The organism is Mycobacterium sp., assembly GCF_035653355.1.
Classification (GTDB): domain Bacteria; phylum Actinomycetota; class Actinomycetes; order Mycobacteriales; family Mycobacteriaceae; genus Mycobacterium.
In genome coordinates this window covers 1-3,880 of sequence record NZ_DASRBZ010000005.1, presented here as the reverse complement: position 1 = coordinate 3,880, position 3,880 = coordinate 1, and the positions used below count along the sequence as shown (strand labels likewise).

3 protein-coding genes are annotated in these 3,880 nt (G+C 63.2%); 1 reads left to right on the top strand and 2 read right to left on the bottom strand.

Going from position 1 to position 3,880, the window contains the following annotated elements:
- Positions 1 to 154: 154 nt before the first annotated feature.
- Positions 155 to 2,065, top strand: a complete 1,911-nt coding sequence (locus tag VFA16_RS00160) for a molybdopterin-dependent oxidoreductase (protein ID WP_414687602.1) — start codon at positions 155 to 157, stop codon at positions 2,063 to 2,065.
- Here VFA16_RS00160 and VFA16_RS00155 read toward each other — a convergent pair.
- Complete coding sequence (locus VFA16_RS00155; RefSeq protein WP_324965870.1) at positions 2,062 to 3,387, bottom strand: NAD(P)/FAD-dependent oxidoreductase; 1,326 nt, start codon at positions 3,385 to 3,387, stop codon at positions 2,062 to 2,064. The two genes, VFA16_RS00160 and VFA16_RS00155, sit on opposite strands and share 4 nt — an antisense overlap.
- Before the next feature lie 31 nt (positions 3,388 to 3,418).
- Positions 3,419 to 3,880: hypothetical protein (locus tag VFA16_RS00150; RefSeq protein ID WP_324965869.1), on the bottom strand; the 462-nt coding region annotated here is incomplete at its 5' end.

The window sequence follows — 3,880 nt, the reverse complement described above, 5'->3', positions numbered from 1 at the left end:
CCCCGCATGCGGCGGCACGTAGACCTCAACGCAGATACCTAACAGTGGCATATAAACCACCGATAATCCGGATATCCAATGCAGATATGACCGAATATGCGGATAAACTGATCTGCCCGGCGCGTCCGATTGCCCACTCAGGCCACGACCACGAATGTCGAGCTCACAGCCGCCAAGTTTCCGTTTTGTTAACGTTGGCGCACAGGCTTGGTCGTGTATCTTCGGCCGCGTGACGACGACGGACGTTAATGGTGCTGAAGGGCATGGTGATTCAGCTGCGACTGCTACCGCAGCACATAATGGCACCGCCACCGCGTTAGCGGTCGGCACGCCGCTGACGTTCGATCCGAACTATCGCAGCGAGGTGCACACCGCCGAGGACACCATCGATGTGGAAACCTACGGCGGCGGATTCGATCTGACCAGGCGGGCCACCGCCCCCAAGCTGCGGGTCGGCCGGGACAAGTGGTTCAACCTGCTGTGGCTGATTCCCATCGGCTTCGCCCTGCTGGTCGCCGCGGTGGCGATCGGTAAAGGCCTGTACCACATGCCTGCGGTGCAGGCATTCATCCAGCGTTACCCCGGCACCGACACCAAGGGCGTCAAGCCCGGCATCCCGGCGTGGATCGGCTGGACCCATTTCTTCAATCTGTTCATGATGATGTTCATCATCAGAACCGGGATCCAGATCCTGTGTGACCACCCGCGGCTCTATTTCAGCCGCAACGCCACCCCTGGCAAGGACGAATGGCTGCGGGTCGGCCCACCCGTTCCGGACGACGAGTACTGGACCGCAAATGCCGACACTGTCGCATTGCCAAGGCATTTCGGGCTCCCCGGCTTTCGGCACTCCATCGGCCTGGCCCGGTGGTGGCACCTGGGCGTCGATGTCTTGTGGCTGGTCAACGGCGCGGTGTTCTACGTTCTGCTGTTCGCCACCGGGCAGTGGCGGCACATCGTGCCGACCAGCTGGGACGTCTTCCCCAACTCCGCATCGGTGGCGATTCAGTACCTGTCGCTGCATTGGCCGACCGATAACGGATGGGTCGCCTACAACGGCCTGCAGGTACTGGCGTACTTCACCACCGTATTCATCGCCGCGCCGGCCGCACTGCTGACCGGACTGGGAATGTCGCCTGCGTTATCGCAGCGCGTGCACTGGCTGTCCAAGCGGCTGAGCATTCAGCACGCACGCTCACTGCACTTCCTGGTGCTGGTGTACTTCTTGTTCTTCATTCTGGTGCACGTCACGCTGGTGTTCACCACCGAGGCGTTGCGCAACCTCAACCACATGTTCGCTGCCCGCGACGACGACAGCTGGATTGGCTTCTGGTTTTTCGCTGCGGCAATGGTGGTGACGGCGGTGGCGTGGGTGTGGGCCACCCCGTTCACGATTCGTCACCCCCGGGTAGTGCAGCGCATCGGCTATGCGCTGGTCGGGCCCTTCCAGCGCGTGTTGGAGAAACTGGACCCCAAACCGGGCGCGTTCACCGAAGAAGACATCTCACCGCATCATTGGCGTAACGGGCGGCTGCCGGAGACCGTCGAGTATAAAGAGTTGGAGCAGAACGACTTCCGTGACTGGCGGCTACGGGTTTACGGTCTCGTCGAGAACCCGATGGAGTTCTCGCTCGACGACCTGAAGGCACTGCCCTACCACGAGCAGATCAGCCAGCACTTCTGCATCCAGGCGTGGTCGGGCGTCGCCAAATGGGGTGGCGTGCAGATGAAGACGCTCCTCGACATCGTCAAACCGCTGCCCGAGGCCAAATGGGTGGTGTTCTACTCGATGGGTCTCGGCGCCACCGGTGGGATCTACTACAACGCGCATCCCATCGATCAGATGACCCACCACATGACCATGCTGGCCTACAACATGAACGACCAGCCGCTGCCCTACATGCACGGCAAGCCGCTGAGGCTGCGCAACGAATTGCAGCACGGCTTCAAATTGGTCAAGTGGCTCAAGGGCATCGAGTTCGTCGCCGACTACCGCGACATCGGCAGCGGCTACGGCGGCTACAGTGAAGACCACAAGTACTTCGGCCGCCACCAGACCCTCTAGCCGGCTGCCTCGTTCGGTTTCGGCAGCGGAATGCCTTCGCTCGTCGAGAATTCCGCGTCGCTTTGGGTCGATAATCCCATCGACACCAGCGTCCGCGGGAAGAACAGGTCCGTGAGATAGGCCAGCGATACCGCCCACCGATTGACCAGCCGCGGAATCGCGTACAGGTGATAGCCGCGGGTGACGAACTTCGCCGGGAACCCGGACAAGTGGACCCCCAAGGGATTCGCGACGGCATGATGAGGCCCGAGGTCGACCACCAAGCCCATGTTGTGATGCTTGTATTCCCGCTTTTTCCCGTAGCCCAGACTCGCGGCAACGTTGTCGGCCAGCACCTTGCCCTGCCGAATGGCGTGCTGGGCGGTGGGCGGCGTGATGTTGCCGGGCTGCGTCACATCGGGAACCGCTGCGGCATCACCGGCGGAGAAAACCTCCGGATGGCCGGGCACCTGCAGATCGGTCTGCACTTTTAACCGACCCTTGTCCGTCGGCAGTCCAAGTGTCTGGATGAGCGGTGCAGCGGCAACCCCGGTCACCCAAGCCACGGTGCGGGTATTCACCCGCGAACCATCGCTGAGCACAACGTGATCGGCATGCACTTCTTTCAGCGTCAGGCCCAGCCGGACGTCAATCCCCCGGCGCCGCAGCAGACGCATCGCGCGGGCTCCCAGCTTCTCGCCGACCTCGGGCATCACCTGCTCGGCCAAGTCGAGCAGCAGAAACTTCACCGCGGCAGGATCGAATTCCATCTGCTTGGCGGCGGCGTCGGCCAACGCCCTAAGCTGCGCGGTGAGCTCGGTTCCCGAATATGACGCCCCCACAACGACGATCGTGCGCCGTGCCTGCGCACCTGCCGCGTCGGAATCCAGACACGACAACTCGAGCTGCTCGAGCACATGGTCACGCAGATAGAGCGCTTCCGCGATCGACTTCAATCCCCTTGCGTGGGTCGCTAATCCCGGTATGTCGAACAACCGAGTGACCGACCCGGGCGTGAGCACCAGCCGGTCCCAAGACATTTCGCATTCGCGCCGCTCAAGGTCGGTGAACGTGAGGGTGTGCCGGTCGAGGTCCACTGTGTCGACACGGCCGCGCACCTTGCGGACTCCGTTGAGCGTGCCTGCCAGCGGGATCGTCACGAACCGCGCGTCGACCACGCCGCCGGCCACATCGGGCAGCAGGGGTGTGTAAAGCATGTAGTCGCACGGCGAAATGATCGTGACGTCGACGTCTGATGCCCTTTTGCGCCGCAACCGACGCACGAGTCGGCGTGCGCACTCGAAACCGGTGAATCCGCTGCCCACGATCACGACCGATGCCATTGGCACCACTGTAGTCGTGGGCCCACGCGGTCTACGGGCTGGCGAGCAGTGTGCTGAATTTTGCTGCCAGCCAGGGTTTACGGCCGCCGGCACGAAGCTTGCCCCGAAGAATCTGCGACAACTGCGGGATGCGCCCGTAGCCGACGAGCAGGAAAGTCACCGGATCGGCGGTGATGACACAGTCAGCGCGCTCCCCGGCCGGACCGACCACGCCGGTGGCGTCGTCGACCGCGATCCGATAACGGGGCCCGCCCCGCAGGCGCAGCTCGAAGCTGACATGCACGCCGCGGGCTCGGTCCGGCCGCAGATAATTCGGCGCCAGCTCCAGCACGGCGGGCAGCACCAGCAACGCGTCCTCGCGGCGGATGCTCCACGGTTGATGGGCGGCCCGGGCAATGTCGAGACCGTGGACCAGTTGCTCCCCCAGCAGCAGGCAGGTCATGAACGCCGGTTCGAGAACCAACCCGTCGGCGGTGGCGATCGCGGCAGGCTC

What these genes read in the sequence shown, in the direction of transcription:
- VFA16_RS00160 (WP_414687602.1), top strand. Translation starts at nt 155, where the DNA reads ATGTCGAGCTCACAGCCGCCAAGTTTCCGTTTTGTTAACGTTGGCGCA.
- VFA16_RS00155 (WP_324965870.1), bottom strand. Translation starts at nt 3,387, where the DNA reads ATGGCATCGGTCGTGATCGTGGGCAGCGGATTCACCGGTTTCGAGTGC.